Source organism: Mesorhizobium sp. M6A.T.Cr.TU.016.01.1.1 (assembly GCF_003952585.1).
Taxonomy (GTDB): domain Bacteria; phylum Pseudomonadota; class Alphaproteobacteria; order Rhizobiales; family Rhizobiaceae; genus Mesorhizobium; species Mesorhizobium mediterraneum.
Window position 1 is genome coordinate 3,397,237 of the sequence record NZ_CP034452.1, and the last position, 26,852, is coordinate 3,424,088.

Genomic DNA, 26,852 nt, shown 5'->3' on the forward strand with positions numbered 1-26,852 from the left:
AGCGCTGGTTGTTTGCTCTTTGATGAGTCCCACGAACACTTGTTTTGGAAGGTAGCCCATGACGCTCTCCTCAATCCCCAATCCCGACCTCGTAACCCTGTTCGCTAACAAGCCGCGCTGGAACCTGCCCGACTACCGCCGGCGCGGCTTCCATAACCTCCACACCACGATGCGCTACGCGATGTCGTTGCGGGCACCCCGCGTCCTGCCACTCAGGAAGGAGATCGACTGGACCATCGGTGAGCGCCCCGGCGTCGCACGTTTCCTCGCCATGCCCCATTTCTCCGCCTTCATCATGGTACGCGGCGATCACATCCTTTACGAGGCCTACTCGCCGGACTTCGGACCGGAGAGACCACATCCCATCATGTCTATCACAAAGACGACACTCAACCTGATGCTCGGCCGCGCGGTGGCCGACGGCCTGGTTAGTCTCGATGAGCGAGTAGGCACCTATCTACCGGAGATTGGTGCGGGCTATGCCGAGGCGACTGTCAAAGCGGTCGCCGACATGAACGTCGCCAACGACTTCAGCGAGGATTACAGCGACCCTCAGGCGACGTCCTACGATATGGAGGCTGCCATCGGCTGGCGCCTGCCGCCGGAGGGGCAGAAAGAAGAGATGACCCGTTCCTTTACCTGCGGCATCACCGGCGGCGACTTGGCGAATCGCACTGGAGAGGCTCTCTATAAGTCGACCAACAGCGATGTACTTGGCTGGATCATCGAACGCGCCAGCGGCCAGCCACTACGCGACTGGCTGATCGAGATTGTCGAGGCGGCAGGCATCGAGGGATGCTTCCATATCACATGCGACCGCGAGGGTGTGCCGCTAGTCTCCGGCGGCGCCTGCCTGACCGCCCGCGATCTCGCGCGTTACGGCCTGTTGTTCGCGCGCAAGGGCGAGGGTATCGACTGTCGCCGCGTCGGCGATGCCGCCTTCATCGAAAAGACGCGCCTGAATCCCGGCCCGGCCTTACAGAAGCCGCGTGACTGGATGCGCTATAGCAGCCATGCGTACACCGACGGGACGTGGCTCGGTCACGGCGGTTACGGCGGGCAATTCATGCTCGCGAACCCCGACACCGGCACCGTCGTCGTCTATTTCAGCGTGCTCGAGAACCGGAGCGCCTTCGACGCCGACTTCAGCGGCTCTCTGGTGAGGATGATGGCCGAACTCGCAGCACAACTATGATTTGGTCGCCAGGCGGCCGAAACTGAAGGATCACTGTCAGATGTCAGAAAACAACGAAAGAACATCTAACTTCCAGAATCACCAGCAGATGAAAGCCCGCGTTGACCTGCCTGCGGCGCATCGCTAGGCGGTCAACGACGGGTTCATGAAGGGATCGACAACCACTTCACGCTCACGGTACCATGTTACCCAGGTCGTTTTATCTGAATGCATTCGGGCTGCATTGGTCAGAGGTAAAGGCTTCGAACCTGATTGAAGTGTCTCTTGAAGGACAAGTTCTCAGGGGTGAGGCGCCTGCAAACTTCTCGGCCGTCTGCATCCATGCGCCCTTGCACCGGCGTGGCATTGCCTGCGTCCTCCATACCCACATGCCCTACACAACAGCTCTAACCCAGCTGGAAGACATGAGGCTGGAACCGTCAAGTCAGAACGCAATGGTTTTGCATGACATGATTGCCTATGATCTCGAATACAACGGCTTTGGCAACGAACGAGAAGAGGGCGAGCGGATAGCGGATGTGCTCGGCGACAAACAGATTCTCCTGCTTGCCTATCATGGTGTCGTTGCCACCGGCGAAAGCGTAAGTGAGGCTTATTACCGGCTGTACTTCCTCGAACGCGCTGCGACGACCCAAATGCTCGCAATGGCTGCAGGTAAACGCAAATTGATCTCAGAAGCCGTACTCGACAAGTCGCGGAGTATCCTGCAAGCGGGGAAGGCGGAATTTCGGGCCGATGTGGACCTGTATTTCGAAGCTGTCAAGCGCGTGCTGAACGCCCAAGGGTCGGATTACGCGAGCTGAGAATGTAAGTGTTCGTGAGCTAAGGCCGTTCTGGCGCAGCTTAATGCGAAGCTCCATCATCTCTTGTCAAGTCGGCCGTGAAGAATACGTAATGCCTGGGATCGGCCGCCGCCACCCTCAAGGCTTCGGATGCGGCCTTGAACAGGATCGCATAGAACGCGGCCTTGTTCTGAAAGGCGATCTCAACGCGCCGCCTCGGCGGCGCGTGAGCCCACCGTATAGGTGGTCATCAGAGCGACCCGGTTCCTCGTCCCCAACACGGCCCGCGAAAGCCGACCACGCCGCGTGACACCGGCCATCAAGCGCCAGATGCGGCGGCTATCGCCCGTCGGGCCGGTGATCGGCTACATCAAGAACGAACACAGAATGGGCCGCACTTTCCTCGCTCACACCCAAGGCGATGCGATCAACGCCATCCTGGCCGCAGCCGGTTACAACTTCTCCCTCCTGCTCAGGTGCCTGAGGCGTTTTTGTGGCTCTTGATCGCCGCGATCCTGAACCGGCCGAAGCAGCTTGCCGGTTAGCGGTCAAGATTGTTCACGGTCGAATGTCAACATCATCTTGGTGCCAATACCATTTCTCGCAGTTTAGAGCGGGAGCACGTCCGTTTCATGATTTTTTAGGGGATCCACATGGATCTGTTGCAGACTCTTTGGTACGAGGCGCATGGCATTGGGCACCGGTGTTCCCCGGAGAGTTGAGATGTTCAAAGGCCGCCATTTCGACCATCTTTTGATCTTTCTTTGCATGCTCTGGTATCTGGCCTACGGACTGAGCTACGCGACCTTCGAAAAATGATGGCGGAGCGTGGCATGAGTGTCGATCATTCAACGATCCATCGCTGGGTCATTCATTTCGCGCCGTTGCTGATGGAACGCTTCAACCGGCGCAAGTCGCCGTGATCGGCAAATGGCATGCGGACGAGAGTTACATCAAGGTGCGCGGGCGATGGATGTACCTCTATCGCGCCATCGACAGCGTCGGCGACACCGTCGAGTTCTGGTTTAGGGAATGCCGGGATTGCCGGCCGCCAAGCGTCTGTTCACAAAAGCGTTGGCACGCCATGGCCGCCCCGATCGCATCGTCATCGACAGTCAGACCAACCGGGAAGCCACGTTTCCTGCGATGCCACAAGTCGATTGCAGGATTGTTCCCGGCGCCGGTCGAAGCCGATCCGCATCCGCCAAATACCTCAATATCCGCATCGAGCAGGATCATCGGCGCATCAAGCGCCGGGTGCGGCGATGCTCGGTTTCAAATCGACGCACGCTGCTGCAGTCACGCTGTCCGGCATCGAGATGGTCCCCATGATGCGCAAACGACAGGCGCGGTACGCCTTCAATCCGAACCCGTCTCTCGCCGAGCAGTTCGAACTCCTTGCTGCCGCATGAGGTTGTCATCACTCTGGCAAATTCTCTGACCAGACAAAACTTGGAACGGAACCGATCTCCCTCGGGTCGTCCCAAGGACGCCCTATTGGCGTTTGGCCCATTTTCCGGCTCGCTTTGCATGGAATGACGTTCGGCACGCGATCGTTGCAATCGGCGCAACGACGCCCGTCGACATCCGCGATCGAGGCGTCCTGCTGCCCAAGGGCAAGCGTGATCGGGTGGTGCCACTCCTCGAGGAGACCGGCGCCGCACTCGCCGATTTATCCTGCGCGCTCGACCGCAGGTGGATAGTCCGTATTTGTTCCTGTCGTCACGCCGCCGGTGGGACGGTTCAAGTATGCGGCGCCTGTTTCAAGGATCGTGCGGAAGCGGTCGCGGCATGTCGGGTTGAACTCGGGCGGGTCGCCGGTGCGCATCTCCTGCGCCACAGCCCTACTACCCATTTTTGCAAAGGCCGATCGACGACGATCCACCAAGGGGCCAATTCCATTAAGTCGACGATTCGCAAGAGCGATCGTCCGTTGCGCATGGCGACTTCAGGATCGGGGAGTCCATTGCGGGGGACCACTCGATGCAGGTACGTGCTGCCCGCTTGTGATGCGTAGCGGGTCGTGCCGTCCGCACCTTTCTCTTCTCCGCATACACTGAGGCATCCCCTGAGGAATCCGCGCCAACGCGCTACGCTGCGGCTACCGATGATCGGCTGCTGCCAGCCGTACGGGTCAAACGCGGGATCTGGCCCATCTTGATCAAAGATGGCGGAAATCTAAACACGGTATTGGACCAGAAGGAACGACCTACTTACTGAGAGCTGACGAACGAGCACGCTCTTAACTTAGCGAGGAAGTCGAAATGAAGGTTCTGTGCCTGTGGCATGCGACGAGCGGCGAAATTAAGTACATTGAGGATGCAATGCCGCGTGGTACCGAAGTCGTGGCCCCGGAAGGTGAATATTTTTCCCGCTTCGAAGGGACATATCAGCAGTTGAAAGATCATGCAGTCGACGCGGATGCCTTCATCGGCTGGACTCTCCCTCAGGGAATCCCTGAGATTGCGACGAAGCTCAAGGTACTGTCGTGGCTACACTCCGGTGTCGACGACCTTGGTCAAAATGGGGTGCTCTCACTTGCGAAACAGCGTGGCTTCAAAGTCACTAACATTCGCGGTGCCAACGCAATCGCTGTTGCCGAGCAGGCGATGATGTTTATGCTCGCCCTCGCAAAGAAAACTCTTTTGAAGCATGAAGTTGGGCGGGAGATGGGCGCATTCTTTCCTCTCTTCGGAGAAGAGCACCGATCTGCCATGTTGGACGGGCGCACGCTCGGTTTGATCGGCGTTGGAAGCATCGGCAGTCAGATCGCCAAACGTGCAAAAGGATTCGGTATGCGCGTTCTTGGAGTGCGTCGAAATAAGGAGCGCCCAGCCGAGTTCGTGGATTCTGTGCACGGCATGGACGAACTGCATGCGGTTCTTGGACAATCCGACTATGTCATTTTGGCGACCCCCATTACCGGCGAGACGGACAATTTCTTCGGTGATGCTGAACTAAAGGCCATGAAACCGACGGCTTTTCTAGTGAATATCGCTCGTGGGAACTTGATCCAGGAAAAGCCGCTATACGACGCGCTCAAGTCTGGGAGCTTGCGCGGCTACGGAGCAGATGTGTGGCCGGTTTATGAGTACGGGAAGACGTTTCCGGCAAACTTCACTCCGCGTTTGAACATTCAGAAGCTTCCAAACGTTGTTTGCTCGAACGATCAAAGCCATGATGCTGACGGACAGCTAGAACGATACATCGAATGGGGCACCGAAAATTTGGCCGAATTTGCAGCGGACAAACCGCTTACGCGTCAAGTCAATTTAGACCTCGGATACTAAATCCGCGCTGACAGCTAGATGGGCTCACAGCGTCGCGAGGAACAAGTTGGCTGCGCGTGATGAACCAATTAAAGAACCGCTGCGTCGGCGACATCCTCATTGCCGTCGTCGAGGGCCTGAAGGGCTTTCCCGAGGCGATCAGCGCCGTCTTTCCCCAGACCGTGGTGCAAACCTGCATCGTGCACCTGAACTGCCATTCCTTGGAGTTCGTCTCCTGGAAGGACCGCAAACCCGTCGTGCGGCGCTGCGCGCGATTTATCGTGTCAAGGACGCTGAAGCAGGCATGAAGGCTCTTGAGGACTTCGAAGTCAGCTACTGGAGGCAGCGAGCGATCACGCAAAGCTGGCGGCGCAACTGGCAGCACGTCCGGGCTGGCATCCAAGCCAGCTTCGTCCTCGGCCGCCAAACAGGTCGGCATGCGGGCACTTTGGGATCATATGCGTGTCGTGTTGCCTCTCCTAATTTTGTTACCGTTTGCCTCATCGAGAGTGTTACCTCCTCGCCCGGCATGCGGGATTCAGAGCAGCATATGGCGCTAGGCTACTGGCCTCGCCGATGAGCCGCTTCACTGCTAGTTGTCGCCATGCCCTTACTCGCTTCTGCAGCGTGCAAGCTGAATCGTCCCGGGTAACGGGCCTGGAACTCGACGAGCAGTTCAAGTGCGGTCTGATCCGGGAATTCCTCAAGGCACTGTGTCATCTCCTCCCAATCGTCCTTGAAGATATCGGGACGTCGGCCACGCGGTTTGTCGCTGAGCAGGCGATACGTTTTAGGCCCGATGACAACGCCGCGCACTCGAGCTGCCTGGCGCCAGACACCGACCCGTCGGGCGAACGTTTTGTATTGCTTGCGGGTAAATCGACCTGGAAACTGGATGCACAACTCTTCGAAGAGCTGCATGGCGTTGATCTTGGGTCGGATCCAGGCGCTCCGCATGGCTTGGCCGATCACGTTGGCCAGGTTCGGCGTAGACCGGCTTTGGCTTCTCCGATGTCTTCGCTGGCGGTGCTGCGGTCGTGGTTGGGATCGCCACCATGGGTGCGGCAGACGGACTCGAAGTAGGAGCTTGCGTTGAGACCTTTTGGAGGCTTCGCAGATAAAATGGTTGCTTCGGAGGAGAATGTCGGACGGATCTCGCCGGCGTGGCAGGCCCTTGATAATTGCCACGAACGCCGCCAAGTTAGGCGGCTCGGATGTCGTCGGGGGCGGTATTTCGCCGTCAGCCAATGCTGCCAGATAAGCCTGCACAGCACGCAATCTCCTCCAGAAGCTTTAGCGGATCGAGGTCGGCGGCGATCTCGCGCAACTTGCTCTTGCTGGCCATGGGGACACCCTCCGCTTGTAGAAGACGCTCGCAGGGCGTCTGGCGGATGATAGCGCGTAGCCATCTTCGCGCCGTCAGAGCGAAGGGTAAGCCTGCGCGGATACCCTCGAGCGTTTCAACCACGAGGATGCCTTCTCGAACGATGATGGGCGCAGCCTCCGTCCATTCGCTGGCGATATCGGTCAGAACCAGGCTATGAACGTAGCTGCCGCGGGGACCTCCCCGCAATGAGCCACCAGGTCCATTTCCATGCTGCCGGGAAGGGGCTCATTCCAGTAAGCAAAGGTGCGCATTTTGATGCGCCGCCGCGGCTCTGACACAACTCTCGGCTTTTTCGTACGGCCCGTGCGCCTCGGCATCTGGAGCAAGCGGTCGATCGTGGCGGCGCTCATCGACAGAATTTCCGGCGTATCTCCTCCTCGAGCTTCAAATGTCCATAAAACTGCTTGGTGACTTGCGATCGCGGCTTAACCTTGCCCAACCTTGATGTGGTGGCTGAGGCTTGTGGTCGCGTCATGATCATGTATTCCGGCCGCATCGTCGAGGACGCACTGTCGCTGAGATCTTCGCCAGACCTAAGCACCCGTACACCAGACTGCTGATAGACTCGATCCCGAACCCGGCGAACGGCAAAAAGATGATCCGGCCAATGCCGGGTGATCCCCCCAACCTGGTGAATCGACCCTCGGGCTGCGCCTTCCATCCGCGTTGCCCGTTGGCCATGGGGGTTTGCGCGACCGAAGTTCCCACCTTCGATAAGTTCGGGCAGGGACATTTGGCTTGTCACCTTCACTGGTCCTCGCAAGAAGACAAGGTCGCAGCTCATGCCTGACACCGCCGACATGCTGCGTCTTGAGGGATTGGAAGTTCATTTTCCTATCCATGGCGGGCTGTTCGCCCGTGTCCTGGGCCGACCTGCTGGCGCCGTGCACGCGGTGGATGGTATCGACCTCAACATCGGACGGGGGGAGATCATCGCCCTTGTTGGGGAATCGGGAAGCGGCAAGACGACGGTGGGCCGCGTCATCACCAAACTTGCCCAGCCGACGGGCGGCAGAAACTTGTTCGAAGGCCGCGACATGACTGCGAAGCGAGGCTCCTCGGCCTTGCGTCCTTACCGGCATCGCGTGCAGATGATCTTCGCTTATCAGGCACTCAACCAGTGACGCACCGTGTTCGATATCGTGGCGGAGCCATTGCGGTCACTGCGGCTGGTCGACAACACCACAAAACTCGCCGACGGGTGAGCGAAGCGCTTGCGTCCGTCCTCCCGGTGATTTCTTTACCCGCTTCCCACATGAACTATCCGGCGGGCAGCGCCAGCGGGTCGTAATTGCTGGAGCACTTGCCGTGAAACCGGAGCTCATCGTTGCTGACGAACCCGTCTCGATGCTCGATGTCCCGATACGCGCACAGATTCTTCAGGTCTTGGTGGACGTACGCGAAAAACACAAGATGGCGCTTCTGTTCATCACCCATGACCTGCCGCTTGCCTGGTTGATCGCGGACCGGATTGCGGTCTTGTATCTTGGTCGATTGGCTTTGAACTTCTTCTTGGCCGGCTTGTCAGCGTCCACTTCCGGCAGACTAGAAATGCCAGGACGCTGAAGGCAACGATGCAATGACGAGCGCGTCAGACGCGGGGATTGTCGGGCTAGGGCATAGAGGCAATCATCGAGCGGCAAGAGCGTATGCCTGCGGAAGGCGACGACGGTCGCCTCTTCCTCCACAGACAATACCGTCGATTTCGGCTCTTTGGGACCGTGAGAAGATCGGCAACCGACGTCCGGTTCCTCCACTTCGCAACCGTCTTCTGATTGATTGCCGTAACGCTTGGCCAGCGTCCTCAGGCTCTCTTGACTATTCTGTATTGTTCGACGCACTGCCTCTGTCGTTGTGGCGCGGCCGTGTAGAACCTGTCCCATAGCGCATCCTTCCATTCGGAAGAAAACATCGCACCATTAAAACGCTGGACATCCATCTCGCTTCTAGATGACGTTAATATACAAACTGCATTTGACGAAACTCGCTGGGTCAATGATGCTTGATCGAATGCATCGGCCGAAAGAATATGTGAAGCACAACAAAGATGTGGGAATAAGATGCGCGTCGAGGCCATTCCGGCATCTGCGCACCAGGCAACGAGTGGCGCCGCTACCTGCATAAAGTCCCGGGACTGCGCTAGATAAAACGGCGCGGTTTGTGGCCAGAGAGACCGGCTTCAATCACAACAAAACGGGATCAGCTGAGAGACTGATATGAGTCGACATAACCAGGGCGAAGGCGAACAGCGAAATCCGCCTATGGAAGCAACAAGAGGGAGAACAATCAATGAGAATGTTGCTAGACCGCAGGCGTTTCATTCAGGCGAGCTCTGCCGTCGCTCTAGGCGCAGTGTCTTGCAAAACCAGCCGTGCCACTGCTCAATCCTTGGGGGAACTGAGGGTCGCGCTCAATGGTGGCGAGTACGCGAAGGCGTGTATCGAAGCCTATGTCAAGCCGTTCGAAGCCGAGATGGGAATCAAAGTAACTCCGATCAGCGACGAAGTCAGCGAAACACAACTTAATCTAATGATTTCGACCAATAGCGTGTCGATTGACGTGATTCCCGTGAGCGCGTCCATGGATGTACAAGCTCAAAAGAAGGGTTATCTTGAAAAGATCGATTACTCCATCTATAAGAAGCACGAATTAGACGGTATCCTGGACTTCACGAGGAGCGAGTACAGTGTCGGGTCAATTGTGTACGCGTGGTGTTTAGTCTGCAACTCTGAGAAGTACCCGGCTAGCAGGCCTCGACCGACTTCTTGGTCAGAGTTTTGGGACGTCAGCAAGTATCCTGGCGTTCGTACGTTATATTCGGGTCAATACGGAAGCGAAGGTCCGTGGGAGCAAGCTCTGCTGGCGGACGGTGTGCCTGCTGGCGGACTCTATCCGATGGACATCGACAGAGTTTTCGCTAGCCTGGACAAGATCAAACCGCATATCCGCAAATGGTGGTCAAGCGGGTCCGAGATTCAGCAGATGATGCACGATAAGGTTGTGGATCTTGCGCAGGCCTTCGACGGCCGTGCGACTGTATTGAGCGATGAAGGCGCGCCTATTGAGATTAATCGAAATCAATCAGTGGTGACTTGGGAAAGCTGGGGCATCCCGAAGGGCAGCCCGAATAAGCAGAACGCACAAAAATTCATTGAGTTTATCACCCGCGCTGATAGGCAGGCCGCCTTTGTGCAGCTCATGCCTTACGGGCCAGCGAACCAAAATGCGCTCAAACTGATGCCGGAAGATGTCGCACGAAAATCCGCCAGTCACCCTGCCTATCTGGCATCTAGTATAACAATGAATCACAAGTGGTACGCTGAACAGGGCGCTGACGGTACTACAAACGCCGACCGGCTTATGCAGCGTTGGAACGAGTGGGTTCTTCAGTAGGTCCGTGTTTCGCAGATTGAGGGTTGAACGCGGCCAGGAATATTGGCCGTTGGTTCGACTCGGACAATGGATTGAGCCGCCTTGATCGACGCCCCACGCTTCTTGCAAGCAGTTAGGTCGGGGTGGCCGTTTGTAGTCTACTGGAGCACTATTCGTGACCTTGCATTTTATAAGCACCACCCTTCCGATTGCCGAGGATCAAGACTTGAAGAAAAGTTCCGGTCCTGCGCGGATTGAATTCTGCAACGTGACAAAGATGTATGGTGCGGTCGCTGCGGTCAAAGCCCTATCCCTTATAGTTCCTCGCGGTGAGTTCTTGACTATTTTGGGTCCAAGCGGTTCGGGCAAGACCACAGCGCTGATGCTGCTGGCGGGGTTCGTAGCGCCTAGCGAGGGAGACATCCTGATCGCTGGGAGGTCGGTCGCCTCGGTGCCGTCCTACAGGCGCGACCAGGGCATCGTTTTCCAAAACTACGCGCTCTTTCCACACCTCACGGTGCACCGCAACCTGGAATTCCCGCTTGAGATGCGCGGGATCAAGGCCGCTGGGCGGGTAAGGCAGGTTGATCGTATGCTTGAGCGTGTGCATCTCAGTGGCTTTGGTGGACGCATGCCATCGCAACTGAGTGGCGGCCAGCAGCAGCGTGTGGCGCTTGCCCGAGCACTGATCGCTGATCCTCCGTTTCTCCTGCTCGATGAGCCGTTGGGTGCACTCGATCGCAACCTTCGCGAGCAGATGCAGGGCGAACTCAAGAGCCTGCACAGGGAGTTTGGCACGACAACTATATGTGTCACCCACGATCAAGAGGAGGCGCTCACGCTGTCGGACCGCATCGTCGTGATGCGAGCCGGAATAATCGAGCAGACCGACACACCGGCGGGCCTATATGACCGGCCCGAAACGCGATTCGTCGCGACTTTTCTAGGGGAAGCTAACATCCTCGATAATGCTAGGTTCAGGATCGAATCCGATGCTGCGCCGCCATCCGGAACAGTCGCGATGCTGCGGCCGGAACGTATCTGCGTCGCGTCCGACGCCGCCCCAAAGCGCGCCGATGACGCCCTAAGACAGTTTATCACCGGCACGGTTGAGGACATGATTTATGCTGGTCCGTTCCGAAAATACCATGTGCGCGTCGGCAATGACCTAATCGTCGCGCGCGAGCAGGCCGCCTCGGGACAGCAGATCTTCTTGTCTGGCGACAGGGTACGTCTTGACTGGCTGCGGTCCGACATTCGCTTTGTCAGGACGTGAGGCGCAGAAAGGAACGCGGATGAAGCTGCTTCGGAAAGTGGGCCGAATGCCCATTGTGCTCACTGTGCCTGCCTTCGCAGTCCTACTCGTAGTATTCGGGATACCGCTCATACTGCTGTTCCTGACTAGCATCAATGCGCCAGCCTTCTCGCTCGCCAACTATCAGATGTTTTTCGGACAGCCGGCCAATGTCCACGTGCTATACCAAACGATCGAGATTAGCGTCGTGGCTACCGCCATCTGCCTGCTCATAGGCTATCCGACGGCCTATCTGATCGTGGGCGCCTCGAAGCACCGGCGAGTGGCGCTCATCGTGCTCGTCATCATCCCATACCTGACCAGTGGATTGGCACGGACCTATGCCTGGATCGTGATCCTTGGCGATCGCGGCCTAATCAACAATCTATTACTCGACCTCGGGATTGTTTCTAGTCCGCTGCCGCTAATTTACAACCGCACGGCCGTCTATATCGGGATGGTGCACATTATGCTGCCCATGATGATCTTGCCTCTAATCAGCGTGATGATGGGCATTGACAGGTCGCTGATGGCGGCGGGCCGCAGCATGGGTGCACGGCCTTTTGACACGTTTTGGCGCGTTTTCTTCCCGCTCAGCATGCCGGGTGTTCGAAGCGGCTCCCTGTTGGTCTTTGTAATATGCCTCGGCTTTTACATTACGCCGGCCGCCCTGGGCGGGTTGGGAGACGCCATGCTGTCAACCTTCATCGCGTCGCAGGTCCAGGCTTCCTTTAATATCGGGCGCATTGGCGCAGCGGCCTTTATCCTCTTGGGAGTCGCCGTTGTCGTGCTCTCGATGTTCGGTGTCGATCTTTCAGGCACGCAGGGCCGAACGGCCCAATCGACGCGGAATGCTTGGCGAAGTCGGCTCCCTTCATCCTTCGTGATGAAACTCCATCCGGGCGAGCTTCTCACTACCCTCCGGGCGAAGCGCTGGACGGCACAGCTCTACCAGGCGGGCGGCGATAGCAACTGGTCGAACATCGTCGGCACAATTTTCCTGGTGCTCGTCATGTTCTATCTGCTGTTTCCGGAACTCCTCGTCGTCGTCATGTCGTTCAGCGCCGGGAGGTTTTTGGAATTCCCACCGTCCGGCCTTTCACTGCAGTGGTACCGCTCCTTCTTTGGCGACCCGTCATGGTACAACGCCGCCTGGGTCAGCATACAGATCGGCATCGTGGTCGCTATCCTGTCAACCATTGTGGGGACGCTTGCGGCCTACGGCATCAACCGCACCCTTCCGCGGCTCCGAAGCTCCCTAACCATGGTTATTTTGACGCCAATAACCGTGCCCGTTATCGTCGTTGGTATCGTGGCCTATCTCGGGCTGCTCAAACTCGGACTGCTGGGCTCGATGGCTGGTATCATCCTGGCGCATAGCATTGGCGCTCTCGGCTACGTCGTCGTGATCGTGGCTGCTACTCTGGCAAATTTTGACCAGCGGCTGGAGCAGGCGGCGAAGAGCATGCGGGCCAGGCCGTTGCAAACCTTTGTAAGGGTAACGCTACCGCTGATTCGGCCAGGCATAATCGGCGGTGCCGTGCTTGCGTTCCTCAGCTCCTTCGATGAGGTCGTCGTTACATCGCTGGTAGGCGGATTCGCGATCCGCACCCTCCCGCTGAAGATGTGGGAAGACATTCGCCATCAGATCGACCCGACAATTGCTGCAGTGTCGTCGCTACTAATGCTCCTGCCCGTTCTCTCGCTGATCGTCCTCTATGTCACCTGGTGGCGGTCGAGTCCGGGCGCTCAGCGACTGCTCGCAAATCCCCCGACTTGAGCGTCGGAGTTGAGCAAGCATTTGCCCAACAGCATGTCACGTCAAGCAACGCTCAGAGGTTCTGGCAACGTCACGGCCACAAGGGTTGGCCACAGAATGATAATACTGCGAGAGTAAATATCTACTGTGCCGCATGGGGAGTCTTCGAATTATTGGAGATCTCAACGTTCGAAGGCGGAGATATCTCCTAATGAGAGCGGAATGAAAGTTGGGTTTTGGCGCATACCCATTGAATTCGGCTTCGCGTTCATCTTCATCCTGCACGAGCTGGGCTTTTAGAGCAATCACTGTATCTTGCCGCTGATAATGTAGGGCCAGGATAGGGCACGGTAACGGGCAATATGCTGTAGGCGCGTGAACTGGCTATTCGTCACGGTTCCCTTGTTTCCTCATGAACGTCGAGCGGCTGTAGTTCGAACAAACCAGGCCGCGGGCCATCTGAAAACGCGATGGTACCATCCGGGACATTATATTGGCGATTTGCATACCGCGTGGCGCATACTTCCAGAGCGGGAGAATGCAGTGCGCAAGAGCTACCGTAACCCGGCGCCAGGTTGCCTGCGATAGGTTGGACAATGAGCGAAGCACCACATCTTACATTTGACCTCGATTCGCGCGGCGCGAGCAGGGGGTACCTTGTTGTTCCGGGAGGTATCGACCGCGGAGAGCTATCGCTCCCGGTCTTCAGTCTCAATGAAGGAGAGGGGCCGCGCCTTCTTGTTACGGGCGGGAATCATGGCAATGAACTGGAGGGGCCACTTATCGCGCGACGACTTATCGATTGGCTGCCAGAAGCGCAAACTTGTGGAAGGGTCATCGTCCTGCCGGTGCTCAATCCATTGGCCGTGCAGGCATGGAGCCGCAATACTCCGCTCGACGGGTTGAATCTCAATCGTGTGTTTCCGGGCCGCGCCGACGGGTCAGTGACCGAACGAATCGCGGATGCGGTTTCGCGCATATTGTTGCCAGCGGCCGACACGATATTTGATCTGCACAGTTTCGGACCAACGTGGAATTTTCCAGCCGCCGCCACGACGCACCCCATCTCCGATCCCGATCTCATGGCCAGGACGGTAAGAATGGCGGAAGCGTTCCAATTGCCCTTAACATTGGTCTGGCAACACAACGAGACGGCTGGAATGTTCGATATGGTGGCCCAAAACCAGGGCAAGGTATTTGTTTGCGCTGAACTCGGAGGCGGTACAGTCGGCGCGAATAGTCTCGCGATCTATGAAGCTGGTGTACGAAACGCACTCCTCGCGCTCGGGCTGGTCGATGGTGAACCCGAATATCCAACGTACCGTCAACAGAAGTCCGGCAAAACACTCGAAACCCGTCCGTCAGACGAGTTGAAATCGCCGGCAACGGGCATTTTCGAACCTCGCTGCTCGGTGTTGGATGAAGTGAAGCGGGGGGATATCATAGGTGTTCTGCATCCGATGAATTCGCTGACCGCTGAGTCCATTAACATCCGCGCGCCCGAGCCAGCGATCGTGCTAGGCATAGGATCGGGGGCGCATGTCGAAATCAACGAAGGGGTAGCTCTCCTTGCGCGGCCGTTAACGATTCGATAATCAGTTGCAGACCCCCCCCAGCACCTCGCGTGTCATTACCGAAATCTCGCCAGGACGCATAGTGTGCACTGAATTGCAGATCAAAGGCGTTGTCGTTGCTCTTGGTGCCGGCGCTTTTCTATGACGATTAAGCTGCCATTAGGTCCGGCGTGCCCCAAGACGCGTGCATTTATGTCGGCGAACTGAATCGCCGCGCTTCTGCGCTTTCGAACCTAAACGAGAAGGAATTCCTGAACTGGATCGAATCCTTTTGCTTAGCCAGATACCTGCAGCATTGCAAAGTCTCTCGGCCATTGCGCCGGCTCATCCGGGGGGCGGGCAATGGCGGCTCTCGACCAGCATATGACGAACGCGGCCATTCCCTGCCTTGGTGATACCGCCCCGTCTGACTGTCTCTCCGGTCGACCGCTCACCAGGAACAAGGCCAAGATAGCCCATGAGCTGGCGCGGGCTTTCGAAGCGGCGCACGTCGCCATTCTCATCACGCAACGATTTTCGTGATGAATGTCGAGAGCTACAGCAGACGGTCCGCGCTCAAGAAAACGCTAAAGAGGATCACCGGCCGATGCAGCTGGAGGTGGGGCCGGAAGACGCTGGTCCGAGTCGCTCAACGCAGCTACGCGATTGGAGATGCCAGCGGGAGCTGTCGAACAGAGCGCTCCCAAGTTCCGGGAGATGCTTCTTACTTCCCAGGTTTGCTCGAACAGCGCCATGGCCGAATGGCACCCACCGCCGTCATCCAGGAAGCTTATGTGCAGGGCATCTCGACGTGGTTGTTCGACGGCCGATCAAGGCGATGGGACATGAGAGCGGTTATTTCCCAGAGTCGGGTCTCACTCCTGCCTTTCTCGATCTGCGATCCTAGCCGATTGGCACCGTGAATCGGTGCCACGTAGGTCCGTCGCTGTGGCCGGATCGTCTCGCTGCCCGTGGCCTTCAATGCTGACGGCGGGTTTTACCCCCTCGGCCTGGAGATCGGCAGGGCTGAGGCCAAGCGTATCTGGGCCGAGTCCTGAGCGAGACAGATTTCAGCCTGCGGGCAGACAAATCGTAAGCTCCGATGGGCACGAAGGCTCAAGGCAGTCGTTACCAAGATGCTGTGTGCGCGACATAGCAACCCTGCCGGACCCACTCATGAGGACCGTACTTGCTGAGCAGCAGGTTTTCTCAGCCTCCATTATCAACAGGATACGTAGAGGTAACGTCGGTACAACGGCACGGAGTCGCCGACCAGATCCAACTACAGTGCCGAAGCAGGAAGCTGGGCGACAGTCAGGGAACAGTTCAGCCCTAGATGGCTGCCTTGCATGGAGCTTCCCGAAACAACAACGAGGATGCCATCGTGCACCTCGTCGGGGCGCAATCCTGGCTGAACACAACAATAAGGTGGGCAGTGCAGCGGTAGTAATATGGCCTTTGGACACGATCAGCCAAATGAGCGAGGACAACCTGGTGCGCGGCCGTGCCGGAGAGCACGGCGACCAATGCCGCCATACACAACGCCCCCGCGATGATACTCTAAAATCGTATCGCGATTAATCGGCCTCATATCCGGCCGCTTTGAAGAAGTTTTCCTCATTCGGTTGGCTCGAACAGATGGCAGAGATCGCCGAGAGCCTCGCGGAGTGCATCGAAGCTTCTGGCCGCCTTCTTTCGCAGCCTCGCCTTGAGTTTTGAATAGGCCATCTCGATCGGGTTGAGGTCGGGCGAGTATGGCGGCAGGAACAGGAGCAAGCCATGCGCCCCTTTGGCGAACCAGTCGCGCGGCGCGCTCGTTCTTGTGGAAGCCGACATTGTCGAGAATGACGACATCGCCGGGCGACAGTTCGGGAGCGAGCTGCGTTTCGACGTAGTGTTCGAAGATGGCGGCATTCATCGGCGCGTTGACGATCCATGGCGCGACAAGACCATGGTATCGCAGCCCGGCGATAAAGGTCTGCGTCTGCCATTTGCCGAATGGTGCATGCGTCCTGAAGCGCTCGCCCTTCGGCGCCCAGCCTGTGCGTTTGGTCAGCTTGGTGCTGGTCGACGTCTTCGATGAAGATCAGCCGCGCCAATGCCTTGTTGAAGAAGCGCTTTCGCCGCCCGATCCACAGTTCACGCGCCTGGCGCACGTCGGCCCGCCGCTGCTCGCTGGCCTGTAGAGTTTTTTTTATGACTGAGCCCCAGGCGATTGAGCAGACGCCCGACATTGGAGCGGTGCACGCTCACACCGCGCCCCTCCAGTTCAAGGCAAAGCTCGTCCAGCGTCAGTTCGCCGGTCTCGGCCAACCGCAAGCGGACAAACTCGGCATGAGCCTCAAGCTTCCCGCCGCCCACATGGCCCTGCCGGCGCGCTTCAAGCGAACCGGTCGGCCGGCGCAGATTGATCAGATTGTTCACAAAGCGAGGCGAAACGCGGAAATGGCGTGCAGCATCGCGGTGACCATGTCCCTCATCGACATACGCAACAACACGCCGACGCAACTCAAGCGGTAGCGGCTTGCCCATCGCGGTCTCCTTTCAACCGCAATGAATCACGAACCCAAATCAAAGGGAATCCTGAATCCCTTAAATCGCGACACGCTTTAGAGCTCCCGCTCGCCACAACTCCGCAGGCCGAGTGCACGAACCTACGGCGTGGGAGTTGCTTAAGCAGCCCCATCTCCAGTAAACATAGCTAGCATAGCTTAGTCGCGGCGAAGCTTCATGCAAATTTACAAATTCTTGACGAAAACACACCCTAGACAGTGGTACTTTTATCGTGTCCGAGCCCGGCCAGCAAGAGTTGCCTATTACGCTCGGAGTGTACAAATGCATCGATGGAGTCCGCAGCCAATGTCAAGAAGAGCGCTCGTTCTGGTGGAAGGTCATAGGGGTAATGGTCCGCTCTACGTCCAAGCGGCTCGGCATCTTGGCCTTCATCCCGTTACCTTGTCGACAGATCCAGCTCAGTACGAATACCTGGCGGAGGATAGAAATGAAACAGTTCGTGTCGATACAGAGGATCTCGATGCGCTGATTCGCGAATGTTCCCAGCTGAGTGCGACTTATGAGATCGCTGGCATCACTGGCTTTGCGGGCAACGACGAGTCGATCTCTGCGACAGTTGGCAAGCTCTGTCAGTATTTCGATCTACCTGGACCGAACCCTGCATCGATTGAACGATGCTGTGACAAATTCGCTCAACGCCAGGTCCTCGCGGAGGCCGGCATTCCAATACCTGCTTATCGCTTGGCAGCGAATGCAGCGGAGGCTGAATGCTTTGCCGCTGAGATCGGCCTGCCTGTGGTGCTTAAGCCAGCCATCGGTAGCGGCAGCATCGGTGTCCGATTGTGCCGCAATGCCGATGAGTTGGCGGAACACACGACCTATCTTTTGAGCGGGAAGCATGAATGGCGGTCCTCGCCTAGGATATTGGTCGAAGAGTTCGCACAGGGTCCCTTTTTTAGCGCCCATACTATGGAAAGCCGGTTCATTGGTATCGAGGTTTCTGAATTCGGCCCACCACCGCATTTCGTATTTCGTGAGAGCATCTTCCCGGCTCCGCTCAGTGGTGACGAGCAAGAACGGATTGCCGATGTTTCGTCGAGTTGTCTGCGAGCTCTCGACCTTGGCTGGGGGCCGACGACGATCGAACTCCGGTGGACCAAGCGTGGTCCAGTTGTCATTGAAGTCAATCCGCGTCTTTTTGGCGGCCCTGAACCGGTTCAGCTGGCTTACGGGATCGATCTCGTTACCGAGCACATCAAGCTTGTCACCGGCGATGAATGTGATTTGCGAAGGAAGCACTCCTGGACTGCGGCCACTCGGTCTCTACTTCCTGATCGCGATGGCATCCTCGATTGGATTGATGTTAGTCGTGCGGCTGCTGCGACAGGTGTTGCCGAAATCAAATTGTTTATTAAACCCAAGTCGCCGATTGTCAGAAGGGGCGATTACCGAGACACAATTGCGGATGTTTTGGCCGTTGCACCCACGCTTGCCGAGACTGCTGCAGTTCTTCAGCATGCCGTAAGTCTAATCTCCTGGTCGATCGTTCCATCTCCGACTCAAGGCGAGTAGGAAAAGTAATCTTCGCCATTCTGTTTCGTACGAGCGTCAAGATTCGGCCATTCGAGGAAGGTGCGACGACGGGGTAGCGGCGTAGCCTTGATCTTAACTGTGGCGAGGCTTGCGATGGACTTGCAAAGGGAAATGCCTGTATCGCAGGGCTCCTTGGCACTGTCACGTCAAGCGAATGCGGAAATCACTTGGTCGAGGCCGGCTATGCGCCAACTTAAAACATGCCGCTTAATACTAAGTTGCGGATATTGTTTGTAATGACGGATGATGGCCGCGGCCATAGCGACCAGGCGATAATGAAGGGCTTTGTGTCGATAAGAAGATGAGGATCAGGGCGAGGAGATAGCGGATCGCGGGGACGCTCGGGACGAGTGCAGTCATTCGAATCAGGCGGCGATTGGCTCCTTTGGGCTCGTTTCGTTCGCTTTGCCCTATGCGCTGCGCCGAAGTCAGCCGATAGCTTGGAGAGGAACGCCTGGGCGGCCATGCACAGGCTCATGTAGCGATGCCATCCGCCAGGACCGAGCCGCGCAAAGATCAAGTCCGAGATCATCCTTGGAGCGCTCAAAGCACTAGGCCAGCCACTGCCGCCAGTTCGGCCAAGGAGGAACCGAGCGGGGCAAAGACCCAGTAGTACGCATTTTCTGCGGTTGTCGATCGCTTGCGGCGGACCAGAAGCCAATGCTCGAAGCCAGCTCCCTCAAACGGACGATCCTCCACGGCGCATGAAGTGAGCGCCTCGAACCGCCAGGACATAGGGCTGCTCGCGAGCTTCCAGCATCCGGCGAAGGCTACTGTCGGCCATAGACAGCGTCGTCAATAACGTAAGCGCATGGGACGCCCGCATCGAGCGCCGCCTTGACCATGGCGCGCCATCCTTGGCTTGGTCGCAAATTCGACCGTCGCCGGTATCGGGGCCTTGGCACATCGCGCTCGATCCTTTGTCCAGCTCTCCGACAGGTAGTCGATGATCGACCAGAGCTTGACCGTAGCGTACGCCGATCTGGCTGTTCTCAATCCGACCCGCCGTCCCGGAGTATTGACGCGCAACACCGGTGGAACGATCGCCTTATGCGCAAATCCTGTCTCATCGAAGATCAGGACGCCATCCTCATCGCCCAACGCCTCCACTACATAATCGCGAACCTCGTCTCGCAGCCGATCCGCGTCCCAGTGGCTGCGCCCCAACAGCGATTGCATCCGATAGGATGCGCTCCGCTCCGGACTGGTCAACCAGCCCGTCTTGCGTTCACGCCCGAAAGAAGACCGTCAAGGAACTTGCGACCGTCTCTGGCAGCTCACGACGAGGAAGCACCCGCCCAACCGCGCCTTCAGGGCAGCGAGCTCCTGCTCCCAAGACAACAATGACCCCGACCACGGAGCGACGGACCTGACTCCCTCCATAGGATCGTGTCCCAGGGAGGGGTGTAGCTGACGACTTGGTCGCTGCACTCTCCGGCATAGCGCCGGGCTGATCAGCGTGCCAGGGCTGGCAGGCTGATGAGAGGATCATCGCTCATTTGGCTGATGGTTTCCAGCGTCATGTATCTGGCGCGCTGCACGGCCGATCGTCGTTCTGTTCGAGCAGGATTGGGCCAACCAGGCAGACGAGGCGTCATTCTTTGGGAAGATCAACGACCTGGGTGCGCCGCTTGATCTCGCTGCGTATTCCAATGATTCCGGACAGTGATTCCGAGACGAAACCGGACACCTATTCCGATAGAATACCGGACGCGATTCCAAGACGAAGCCGGACGGCTTAGGGCGCCTCTGGGTCTTATCGATATTTGTCGACGAACTCGTTTTCGGTCAAGCGGGAGTTGTGTCTGGGACTGGCAGGACCTTGTGTTTGCGCATGCTTTCGCGGGAAAGTTCGATGCGATAGGCGTTGTGAACAAGGCGGTCCAGAACGGCATCGGCGATGGTCGGATTGCCGATCATGTCATACCAGTGATCCACGGGAATTTGACTTGTGACGATGGTGGAACGCTTCTCGTAGCGACCCTCGACAATTTCCAGGAGATCGCGGCGTTGTTCGTCGTTGAGCTTCTCCGGCCCCCAATCGTCTAAAATAAGCAAGTCCGTTTTGGCCAGGCTCTTGAGCAGCTTCGCATAACGGCCGTCTCCGCGGGCAAGGGCGAGCGAGGCGAAGAGGCGCGGCACACGGTGGTACGCAACCGAGAGATCCTCGCGGCATGCCTTGTGGCCGAGCGCGCAGGCCAGCCAGCTCTTTCCGACGCCGGCTGGTCCGATCAGGAGCAAGCTATGGCGCTGCCTGATCCAGTCGCATGTCGTCAGCTTCATGAAGAGATTGCGATCGAGACCGCGAGTTGCGCGGAAATCAGCGTTCTCGATCTGGGCGTCATGACGGAGTCTGGCGGCTCGCGCTCTGGCCTCGAAGCGCTTCTGACGGCGCGTTGTCGCTTCCCGTTCGAGCAAGAGGGCAAGCCATTCGCCATGCTGGAGCGCTCTTGCCTCCGGCTGCGTCTCCAGTTCCTGGAACGCGTTTGCCATGCCGGAAAGGCCGAGTTCGCGCAGCATGTCGATGGTGGGATTGGTCAGCATTTGTTGATTATCTCCTTAATGAAAGTAGCCAGGGCCGCGAACATTGGCGTGCTCGCCGACGGCGGCAGGTTCGGCGGTGTGCCTCGAGGCTTTGTGGGATTTGATGAGGGCGCTGTTGCTTTTACAGTTCAGGCCGCCGATCTCGAGAGCACGGGCCGAAACGGCTTCGGCCTGCGCCGTGTCGATCGCCTGGTAGAGCTTGAGAACGCCGAGGCATGTTCTGAATCCCTGTTCCGGATGCGGCCGGCTGGCAAGAATGGCGATGACGAGCCCCTCGGTCTGTGGACCGATCGAACGAGCCCAGCGCCGGAAGCGCTCGGGCGACCATTCCGCGTAGCGGCGGTGCGAACTGGGCATGTGGTCCGGATCGGTTCCAAAACGGGCCCCGCCATAGCGCCGCTGATGGACAGCGACGCGTTTGCCCTTGAAGAAGACCTCGATCGTTCGGCTCGTTGCCCGGACATCCACCTGCTCTCGGATGAGGCTGTGTGGCACGGAGTAGAAATAGCGTTCGAACTCAACATGATAGTCTGTCGATACTCGCGCCAGCCGCCACTCGGCGAACTCGTATTCCTCGGCTGGTAGTGCGGCGAGCGCTGGCCGTTCCATCGTCTCGAACAGGTCGCGACGGCACTGGTCCAGTCGGCGCATGACGTGGGTGTTGATCCGCTCGACAGCCTCTCGGACAGCGGCATTGGCTTCGTCCAGGGAAAAGAAGGTCTGGTTCCGCAGCCGGCCTAGAATGCAGCTCTGCGCGAAACGGACTCCACTTTCGACCTTGGCTTTATCCTTCGGTCGCTTCGGTCGCGCCGGCAGAACGCCGACACCGTAGTGAGAAGCCATCATGCCGAAGCTGCGGTTGATCTCCGGATCGTAAAAGCTTGCTCGGTTCACACCGGACTTCAGGTTGTCGGGAACAATCAGGCGCGGGACGCCGCCAAAGAAGCGGAACATGCGCACATGCGAGCCAATCCAGTCCGGCAGGGTCTGGCTCCAGGTCGCCTCGGCAAAGGTGTAGCTCGACGCGCCGAGCACCCTGAGAAAGATCTCGGCCTCGCGGATCTCGCCGGTCTTGCGGTCCACGATCGGCAGCTTCTTGCCGGAATAGTCGACGAACACCTTGTCTCCGGCGACATGCACCTGGCGCATCGTCGGCGTCAGCCGCCGCTCGAAGCCTCTAAAGAGATCACAGAATTTGCTATAAGCGTAACCATCGGGATGAACGGCCCGATACTCCTCCCACAGGATCGACAGCGTCACGCCCGGCTTCTTCAGTTCGACGGTCAGCGCGCCCCAGTCAGGCTCGATGCGTCGGCGTATCCCTTGCTTGACGCCCTGACGGGAGAAGAGCCGATGTTCGAGAACATCTCAGTCAGCTCCGCCGGCAACGGCCAGGAAAGGCCAGCGGCAGTCGCTCGCTCTATGTTGTCCTGCACCGTGGTGCGGGCAATCCCAAGCATGGTGGCAATGTCGCGAACGCTTATGCCGTCCGCGCTTAGTCGAAGCAGTTGTCTCAATTGTCTCATGGTCAGCCTTCTTCTCTTCGGCATGCGTCTCTCCTCTACCGTGAGGAAATGCATGCCCAGGTTGCTGACCCAAAGGCACTATCCAGGCTTCAAAACTGTCCGGTATTTAATCGGAATCGCGTCCGGCTAATTCTCGGAATCGCGTCCGGTTTTTGATCGGAATGCCGTCCGGTAAATCATCGGAATCCGCAATCTCGCCATTGAGGCGCTCGATCGGGTTGGTCGAAAGCAGCTTGGCGCGGTGCTCCTTAGGGAAAGGTGTCGTCCATGATTGTCGCCAGCTTCGGCACCTTCGCGGCACCTTCGGTCGGATCTGGTCGGCGAAGGCTCGCCACTGCGTGCTTGCGGCCTCGGGCGCTTCCTAGGCGAAGGCGTGGCGACGACGCGGCGCCCGCTCTACCCGCATGGCCAACACGTTCCTCACTGAAGTGGACGCGGCAACCTCTGCCACGTCGCGCACAGCACCTTGGCACGGCCGCCTTGATGACTTCATAGGCATCGGAGACAACGAGCTTGACGCCGCGCAGGCCGCGACGGGTCAGCTTGCGCAGAAACTCCGTCCAGATCGGCTCGGCCTCAGAGGTGCCGGCCTTCATGCCCAGCACCTCGCGCCGGGCGTCTGCATTGACGCCGACAGCGATGAACACGGCGACTGAGACGATCCGACCGCCGCGGCGCGCCTTCAGGTAGGTAGCGTGGATCCATAGGTAGGGCGAGTCGCCCTCGATGGGGCTTTGAAGGACGCTTTGACCTTGCCGTCGATATCTTCGTACAGCCAGCTGACCTGGCTCTTGGAGATGCGGCTCATGCCCATGGCCTGACCAGATCGTGACCGAGCGGGTCGAGATACCCTGGACGTAGGCTCCTGGATGACGGCGGTCAGCGCCTTCTCGGCCATGCGGAGGCGTGGTTCGAGGAAACCCGGGGAAATAGGAGCCATTCCTGAGCTTGAGGATGCGCAGACGATTCCGGCGCGCGTCTGCCAGTCGCGCTCGCGATAGCCGTTGCTCTGGGCCGTGCGCAACGGGCTCCTCTCGCCATAGGCGGCGCCGGTGGCAGCCGCAACCTCCAGCTCCATCAGCCGCTCGGTGGCAAAGCCAATCATCTCGCGCAAGAGATCGCAGTCCGGAGTCTTCTCCACGAGCGCGCGCAGTTCATAATGTCGTCTGTCATCGATGGTTCCTTCGTACCATGTTGGCCAGCAACCCCGACCTTACCGGCGAACCGTCGATGACTACCGCAAAGCCGCTCGCTCGCTACAGCGCTATCGAGGGAGCGCTCGCGAGCGGCTTCGCTACCGCCGAGCTACACCACCTGGGGGACGTGGAAATTAAAATGATCCGCAACTTAACTACACAACACGCGGACCTATTCTGTCCTGGCGTTAGGAGGGACGTCGAGCGCGCCAAGCTGGCTGTACCACCGGCGCATGGAGGCGATGGTCAGGGGTTCTGATAGCGGCGTCTGCTTCTGGCACTACTCCGCGCGCTTCAAAAGACTGCTGCAGAGCTCCATGGAGCCGTCGGCCATCTGAGAACGCGATGGTACCGCCCGGAACATTATATTGGCGAACTCAAGGGCAGAGGCGCATACAGAACTGCACCCCACGTCAACGCCGTCCGACAAATCGAGGGAATAAAGTGCAGATCAAAGAAGTGCTTGTCGCGCTTGGCAATGGAGCATTTTTCTATGACGATCAGGCCGCCATTCGGTCCGGCGCGGTGCAGGACGGCTTTTTGTATGTCGGCGAACCGATAACGCCTGGTTTCGATTTCATTCGGCATCCAGCATTGTCGCTCAGCATTGGGCTTGTCCTGTCCGAAGACAGCGTTGTCTGGGGCGACATGATGGGCGTCCAATACTCTGGTGCTGGCGGACGCGATTCGCTGTTTGACGTCGATCAAATTTCGGATTTAACGTCACGCGTCGTTGCGCCGCGGCTTCTCGATGTTGATGCGTCTCGCTACCTGGAAGCATGCGGCCATGTATTCCAACCTCACAAACATAAACGGCTACCCCTCGCGGTTGAGTATGGGGTCAGCCAAGCGCTGCTCCGAGCGGTGGCCCATCTTCGCCGAAAGACGATGGCAGAGGTCATATGTGCCGAATTTGATTTGCCGCTGCCGACGCGTAGGGTCCCGATTTACTGCCAGAGCGGCGATGTTCGCGAAATTAACGTCGACAAGATGATTTTGAGAGCCGTGGATGTGCTTCCCCACGGCCTGATCAACTCACGGCAGAAATTCGGCGTCGAGGGCCAGGCCTTCATGGAGTTCGTGAAGTGGGTTGCGGCGCGGACGCGCCAAATTGGCCGCCCGGGGTATCATCCGGTGCTGCATTTCGATGTGTATGGCTGGATCGGCCAGGAAATCGGCCTGGAGCCGCAACTCATCGCCGACTTTATCTGCAGGGTCGCCGATACTGTTCCGGGTTTCACCGTCAATGTCGAGTCCCCGGCGGATTTTGGTTCGACGCAAGCTCAAATTGAGAACTACGCCAACATCGTATCAATTTTGGACAACCGGGGTTCCACCGCTCGCATTGTCGTGGACGAAAGGTGCAACACGCTTGAGGATATTCGGCTCTTTGCCGAAGCGAAGGCCGCGCATCTCATTCAAATCAAGACGCCTGATGTCGGCTCATTGGCTGACACGGCACGTGCTGTGCTCCTGTGTAAGGAGAACAAGGTAGGCGCGTACGTTGGAGGAAGCTGTACGGAGACAGATCTCTCTGCCCAGGCTTCCGTCCACATATCGGTGGCGACCCAGGCAGACATGATGCTTGCGAAGCCTGGAATGGGAGTCGACGAGGCATTCTCGATCGTGGGCAATGAACAGAATCGGTTGCTGGCGATGCTGAATCGTCGTCGGGCTCAAAACGAAAATGTTGGATGAAGAGCGCGGTGTTGCATGCAGAACTCTCTTGAGGGGATCAACGTCGTAGCTGTGGAGCAGGCCGTTGCTGCACCGTATGCATCGTCTCGTCTTGCCGATGCAGGCGCCCGGGTGATCAAGGTTGAGAGGCCTGAGGGAGACTTTGCCCGGAAATACGATAAGTTAGTGCGGGGGCAAAGCGCCTATTTCGTTTGGCTCAACCGAGGTAAGGAGTCAGTATGCTTGGATTTGAAGTTGGAGGCGGACCGTGCCGTGCTGGACACGCTTGTTGCTGCTGCTGACGTCTTTATCCAGAATCTGAAGCCAGGCAGCATCGAAAAACTCGGCTTCGGATCTGCGGATCTGCGTCGCCGTTTTCCGCGGCTAATCACCTGCGACATTTCGGGATTTGGGGAGGGTGGGCCATTTTCTCACCTCAAGGCTTATGATCTCATCGTCCAAGCCGAAACTGGTCTGTGTGCGATCACCGGTACGCAACAGGGTCCCGCCAGAGTAGGGGTGTCGGTTTGCGATATCTCGGCAGGTATGACAGCACATAGCGCCATACTCCAGGCTCTGTATCATCGCGAGGTCACTGGCGAGGGGGCTAGCATTCAGGTGTCCCTGTTCGATGCCGTCGCAGACTGGATGAATGTGCCGGTTCTTCAGCACGACTACAGCAGCTACCAGACGGTACGCGCGGGCGTGAAACACCCCTCACTGGCGCCGTATGGTGCCTATCGCTGCTCCGATGGCAAAGACGTCATCTTCTCCGTCCAGAATGATCGGGAATGGGTGAATTTCTGCGAGAAATTCCTGAAGCGACCTGAGCTCACTCGTGCACTTGGTTTCGCCGACAACATGGAGCGCCTGGGTCACCGTGAGGAACTTGATGAGATCGTTGAAAGACGATTTTCCAAATTGTCCAGCCACGAAGCAATGCAGGAGCTTGAGGCGGCCGGTTTGGCATATGGGCGACTGAACGAAGTGGCGGACATTTCAAGGCATCCACATGTTCGCAGGGTTGAGATTGGCACACCTGAAGGAACGGTAGAGACGATCGCCCCGGCGGCGATCTTCAACTCTGAGCGCCCCTCGCTGCGCCCAGTTCCGGGCCTTGGTGCGCATACGGAGGCTGTCCGCGAGGAGGTTCGAGCAGGTTTGCGCGCAAGAGCCGCGTCAGCATGAGCG

Annotated in this window: 21 protein-coding genes and 9 pseudogenes; 17 read left to right on the top strand and 13 right to left on the bottom strand. The window is 58.0% G+C overall.

The window, feature by feature from the left end; all coding sequences use genetic code 11:
- The first annotated feature begins 58 nt into the window (after nucleotides 1-58).
- From EJ075_RS16400 to EJ075_RS16430, 6 genes and pseudogenes are all read left to right on the top strand, one after another.
- Nucleotides 59-1,195, top strand: a complete 1,137-nt coding sequence (locus EJ075_RS16400) for a serine hydrolase (protein WP_126105006.1) — start codon at nucleotides 59-61, stop codon at nucleotides 1,193-1,195.
- A gap of 182 nt (nucleotides 1,196-1,377) precedes the next feature.
- Nucleotides 1,378-1,998 carry a class II aldolase/adducin family protein gene (locus EJ075_RS16405; protein ID WP_126105007.1) on the top strand — a complete coding sequence of 207 codons (621 nt, stop codon included), beginning with the start codon at nucleotides 1,378-1,380 and terminating at the stop codon, nucleotides 1,996-1,998.
- A gap of 279 nt (nucleotides 1,999-2,277) precedes the next feature.
- Nucleotides 2,278-2,522, top strand: a pseudogene (locus EJ075_RS33660) (IS5/IS1182 family transposase); the annotation flags it as partial.
- A 178-nt stretch (nucleotides 2,523-2,700) separates the two neighbouring features.
- Nucleotides 2,701-3,389 (top strand): annotated as a pseudogene (locus EJ075_RS16415) (IS6 family transposase).
- A gap of 852 nt (nucleotides 3,390-4,241) precedes the next feature.
- On the top strand, nucleotides 4,242-5,267 hold the full coding sequence (locus tag EJ075_RS16425; RefSeq protein ID WP_126105008.1) for an NAD(P)-dependent oxidoreductase: 1,026 nt from the start codon (nucleotides 4,242-4,244) through the stop codon (nucleotides 5,265-5,267).
- Between the two features lie 47 nt (nucleotides 5,268-5,314).
- Nucleotides 5,315-5,634, top strand: a pseudogene (locus tag EJ075_RS16430) (transposase); the annotation flags it as partial.
- 173 nt (nucleotides 5,635-5,807) lie between these two features.
- Here the strand turns inward: EJ075_RS16430 and EJ075_RS33370 are convergent.
- Nucleotides 5,808-6,167 carry a hypothetical protein gene (locus EJ075_RS33370; protein WP_206437492.1) on the bottom strand — a complete coding sequence of 120 codons (360 nt, stop codon included), beginning with the start codon at nucleotides 6,165-6,167 and terminating at the stop codon, nucleotides 5,808-5,810.
- Between the two features lie 926 nt (nucleotides 6,168-7,093).
- Between EJ075_RS33370 and EJ075_RS16440 the strand changes: the two genes are divergently transcribed.
- From EJ075_RS16440 to EJ075_RS34155, 3 genes are all read left to right on the top strand, one after another.
- A complete protein-coding gene (locus EJ075_RS16440; RefSeq protein ID WP_245457933.1) occupies nucleotides 7,094-7,423 on the top strand; it encodes an oligopeptide/dipeptide ABC transporter ATP-binding protein in 330 nt (109 codons plus the stop codon).
- Nucleotides 7,416-7,757 carry an ATP-binding cassette domain-containing protein gene (locus EJ075_RS34005; protein ID WP_281033423.1) on the top strand — a complete coding sequence of 114 codons (342 nt, stop codon included), beginning with the start codon at nucleotides 7,416-7,418 and terminating at the stop codon, nucleotides 7,755-7,757. The genes EJ075_RS16440 and EJ075_RS34005 overlap by 8 nt, the downstream gene beginning before the upstream one ends.
- 166 nt (nucleotides 7,758-7,923) lie before the next feature.
- Nucleotides 7,924-8,199 carry a hypothetical protein gene (locus tag EJ075_RS34155; RefSeq protein ID WP_348627377.1) on the top strand — a complete coding sequence of 92 codons (276 nt, stop codon included), beginning with the start codon at nucleotides 7,924-7,926 and terminating at the stop codon, nucleotides 8,197-8,199.
- On the opposite strand, the pseudogene EJ075_RS16450 reads toward EJ075_RS34155, so the two are convergent.
- A pseudogene (locus tag EJ075_RS16450) lies at nucleotides 8,130-8,516 on the bottom strand (IS481 family transposase); the annotation flags it as partial. The gene EJ075_RS34155 and the pseudogene EJ075_RS16450 overlap by 70 nt on opposite strands.
- Nucleotides 8,517-8,922: 406 nt before the next feature.
- Between EJ075_RS16450 and EJ075_RS16455 the strand changes: the two are divergent.
- From EJ075_RS16455 to EJ075_RS16470, 4 genes are all read left to right on the top strand, one after another.
- Nucleotides 8,923-10,026, top strand: coding sequence for an ABC transporter substrate-binding protein (locus tag EJ075_RS16455; RefSeq protein WP_126105009.1), 1,104 nt, complete (start codon nucleotides 8,923-8,925; stop codon nucleotides 10,024-10,026).
- Nucleotides 10,027-10,282: 256 nt separating this feature from the next.
- Entirely contained in the window at nucleotides 10,283-11,281 is a 999-nt protein-coding gene (locus tag EJ075_RS16460; protein WP_126107352.1) for an ABC transporter ATP-binding protein, read from the top strand.
- A 46-nt stretch (nucleotides 11,282-11,327) separates the two neighbouring features.
- Nucleotides 11,328-13,079, top strand: a complete 1,752-nt coding sequence (locus tag EJ075_RS16465) for an ABC transporter permease subunit (protein WP_348627323.1) — start codon at nucleotides 11,328-11,330, stop codon at nucleotides 13,077-13,079.
- A gap of 575 nt (nucleotides 13,080-13,654) precedes the next feature.
- On the top strand, nucleotides 13,655-14,653 hold the full coding sequence (locus EJ075_RS16470; protein ID WP_126105011.1) for a succinylglutamate desuccinylase/aspartoacylase family protein: 999 nt from the start codon (nucleotides 13,655-13,657) through the stop codon (nucleotides 14,651-14,653).
- 327 nt (nucleotides 14,654-14,980) lie between these two features.
- Here EJ075_RS16470 and EJ075_RS16475 read toward each other — a convergent pair.
- From EJ075_RS16475 to EJ075_RS33670, 3 genes and pseudogenes are all read right to left on the bottom strand, one after another.
- Nucleotides 14,981-15,133, bottom strand: a pseudogene (locus tag EJ075_RS16475) (IS110 family transposase); the annotation flags it as partial.
- Between the two features lie 1,095 nt (nucleotides 15,134-16,228).
- Complete coding sequence (locus EJ075_RS33665; protein WP_245457934.1) at nucleotides 16,229-16,387, bottom strand: transposase; 159 nt, start codon at nucleotides 16,385-16,387, stop codon at nucleotides 16,229-16,231.
- Between the two features lie 58 nt (nucleotides 16,388-16,445).
- Nucleotides 16,446-16,667: pseudogene (locus EJ075_RS33670) on the bottom strand (transposase); the annotation flags it as partial.
- A 23-nt stretch (nucleotides 16,668-16,690) separates the two neighbouring features.
- Between EJ075_RS33670 and EJ075_RS33675 the strand changes: the two are divergent.
- Both EJ075_RS33675 and EJ075_RS16485 read left to right on the top strand, forming a co-directional pair.
- Nucleotides 16,691-17,131 carry a transposase gene (locus tag EJ075_RS33675; RefSeq protein WP_245457935.1) on the top strand — a complete coding sequence of 147 codons (441 nt, stop codon included), beginning with the start codon at nucleotides 16,691-16,693 and terminating at the stop codon, nucleotides 17,129-17,131.
- A 339-nt stretch (nucleotides 17,132-17,470) separates the two neighbouring features.
- A complete protein-coding gene (locus EJ075_RS16485; protein WP_126105012.1) occupies nucleotides 17,471-18,697 on the top strand; it encodes an acetyl-CoA carboxylase biotin carboxylase subunit family protein in 1,227 nt (408 codons plus the stop codon).
- Between the two features lie 816 nt (nucleotides 18,698-19,513).
- Here the strand turns inward: EJ075_RS16485 and EJ075_RS16490 are convergent.
- From EJ075_RS16490 to EJ075_RS33695, 8 genes and pseudogenes are all read right to left on the bottom strand, one after another.
- A complete protein-coding gene (locus tag EJ075_RS16490; protein ID WP_126105013.1) occupies nucleotides 19,514-19,897 on the bottom strand; it encodes a transposase in 384 nt (127 codons plus the stop codon).
- 275 nt (nucleotides 19,898-20,172) lie between these two features.
- Nucleotides 20,173-20,357: pseudogene (locus tag EJ075_RS33680) on the bottom strand (IS256 family transposase); the annotation flags it as partial.
- 149 nt (nucleotides 20,358-20,506) lie between these two features.
- A complete protein-coding gene (gene istB, locus EJ075_RS16500; RefSeq protein WP_126105014.1) occupies nucleotides 20,507-21,262 on the bottom strand; it encodes an IS21-like element helper ATPase IstB in 756 nt (251 codons plus the stop codon).
- A 15-nt stretch (nucleotides 21,263-21,277) separates the two neighbouring features.
- Nucleotides 21,278-22,582: an IS21 family transposase gene (gene istA, locus EJ075_RS16505; RefSeq protein ID WP_348627378.1), complete on the bottom strand. Its 1,305-nt coding sequence runs from the start codon at nucleotides 22,580-22,582 to the stop codon at nucleotides 21,278-21,280.
- Nucleotides 22,546-22,812, bottom strand: a complete 267-nt coding sequence (locus EJ075_RS33685; RefSeq protein WP_245457936.1) for a helix-turn-helix domain-containing protein — start codon at nucleotides 22,810-22,812, stop codon at nucleotides 22,546-22,548. Before EJ075_RS33685 ends, istA begins: the two co-directional genes overlap by 37 nt.
- 82 nt (nucleotides 22,813-22,894) lie before the next feature.
- A complete protein-coding gene (locus tag EJ075_RS34015; protein WP_281033424.1) occupies nucleotides 22,895-23,089 on the bottom strand; it encodes a transposase in 195 nt (64 codons plus the stop codon).
- A pseudogene (locus EJ075_RS34020) lies at nucleotides 23,037-23,693 on the bottom strand (transposase); the annotation flags it as partial. The pseudogene EJ075_RS34020 and the gene EJ075_RS34015, both read right to left, overlap by 53 nt.
- Nucleotides 23,591-23,893, bottom strand: a pseudogene (locus EJ075_RS33695) (transposase); the annotation flags it as partial. The pseudogenes EJ075_RS33695 and EJ075_RS34020, both read right to left, overlap by 103 nt.
- A 535-nt stretch (nucleotides 23,894-24,428) precedes the next feature.
- Between EJ075_RS33695 and EJ075_RS16520 the strand changes: the two are divergent.
- Together EJ075_RS16520 and EJ075_RS16525 are read left to right on the top strand one after the other, a co-directional pair.
- On the top strand, nucleotides 24,429-25,682 hold the full coding sequence (locus tag EJ075_RS16520; RefSeq protein ID WP_126105016.1) for a methylaspartate ammonia-lyase: 1,254 nt from the start codon (nucleotides 24,429-24,431) through the stop codon (nucleotides 25,680-25,682).
- A 15-nt stretch (nucleotides 25,683-25,697) separates the two neighbouring features.
- The gene (locus EJ075_RS16525; RefSeq protein WP_126105017.1) at nucleotides 25,698-26,849 is read left to right on the top strand and encodes a CaiB/BaiF CoA-transferase family protein; all 1,152 of its coding nucleotides are present in this window, start codon (nucleotides 25,698-25,700) and stop codon (nucleotides 26,847-26,849) included.
- Nucleotides 26,850-26,852: the final 3 nt, after the last annotated feature.

Bases quoted from the DNA above. Each gene is read 5' to 3' on its own strand.
- EJ075_RS16400 (WP_126105006.1), top strand. From the start codon at position 59: ATGACGCTCTCCTCAATCCCCAATCCCGACCTCGTAACCCTGTTCGCT.
- EJ075_RS16405 (WP_126105007.1), top strand. From the start codon at position 1,378: ATGTTACCCAGGTCGTTTTATCTGAATGCATTCGGGCTGCATTGGTCA.
- EJ075_RS16425 (WP_126105008.1), top strand. From the start codon at position 4,242: ATGAAGGTTCTGTGCCTGTGGCATGCGACGAGCGGCGAAATTAAGTAC.
- EJ075_RS33370 (WP_206437492.1), bottom strand. From the start codon at position 6,167: ATGCAGCTCTTCGAAGAGTTGTGCATCCAGTTTCCAGGTCGATTTACC.
- EJ075_RS34005 (WP_281033423.1), top strand. From the start codon at position 7,416: ATGCCTGACACCGCCGACATGCTGCGTCTTGAGGGATTGGAAGTTCAT.
- EJ075_RS16455 (WP_126105009.1), top strand. From the start codon at position 8,923: ATGAGAATGTTGCTAGACCGCAGGCGTTTCATTCAGGCGAGCTCTGCC.
- EJ075_RS16460 (WP_126107352.1), top strand. From the start codon at position 10,283: ATGTATGGTGCGGTCGCTGCGGTCAAAGCCCTATCCCTTATAGTTCCT.
- EJ075_RS16465 (WP_348627323.1), top strand. From the start codon at position 11,328: ATGCCCATTGTGCTCACTGTGCCTGCCTTCGCAGTCCTACTCGTAGTA.
- EJ075_RS16470 (WP_126105011.1), top strand. From the start codon at position 13,655: ATGAGCGAAGCACCACATCTTACATTTGACCTCGATTCGCGCGGCGCG.
- EJ075_RS33675 (WP_245457935.1), top strand. From the start codon at position 16,691: ATGAAGATCAGCCGCGCCAATGCCTTGTTGAAGAAGCGCTTTCGCCGC.
- EJ075_RS16485 (WP_126105012.1), top strand. From the start codon at position 17,471: ATGTCAAGAAGAGCGCTCGTTCTGGTGGAAGGTCATAGGGGTAATGGT.
- EJ075_RS16490 (WP_126105013.1), bottom strand. From the start codon at position 19,897: ATGCAATCGCTGTTGGGGCGCAGCCACTGGGACGCGGATCGGCTGCGA.
- istB (WP_126105014.1), bottom strand. From the start codon at position 21,262: ATGCTGACCAATCCCACCATCGACATGCTGCGCGAACTCGGCCTTTCC.
- EJ075_RS33685 (WP_245457936.1), bottom strand. From the start codon at position 22,812: ATGCCGAAGAGAAGAAGGCTGACCATGAGACAATTGAGACAACTGCTT.
- EJ075_RS16525 (WP_126105017.1), top strand. From the start codon at position 25,698: ATGCAGAACTCTCTTGAGGGGATCAACGTCGTAGCTGTGGAGCAGGCC.